The 270-nt window shown below is 46.7% G+C and carries 1 pseudogene; it reads left to right on the top strand.

What is annotated here, in order from left to right:
* Nucleotides 1-270: pseudogene (locus tag ACG9ZL_RS21265) on the top strand (hypothetical protein); the annotation flags it as partial.

The following is a 270-nucleotide window of genomic DNA, read 5'->3' as shown; positions in this document are numbered from 1 at the left end:
CGACAGGTGCGATCAGTGCGCCAAGCTATGTGACTACAAAAACAGATGGTACGACCACCACAGCGAACAATGTGGGTGATGCATTAACTAACCTCAACACTGAAGTGATCAAACCGGTAACGTTTACAGGTAACAGCGGTACAGTTGATCGTAAACTGGGTGAAACGCTGAATATTACTGGTGGCTTAACAGGCGCAGGTTCGAACAGCAACATCAAGACAGTGATCACTGGCAATACGCTAGATATCCAATTGGCAGATGCACCAGTAT

Origin of the sequence: Acinetobacter legionensis, assembly GCF_048551735.1 — a bacterium.
GTDB lineage: Bacteria > Pseudomonadota > Gammaproteobacteria > Pseudomonadales > Moraxellaceae > Acinetobacter.
This window is presented reverse-complemented; position numbering and strand designations above follow the sequence as displayed.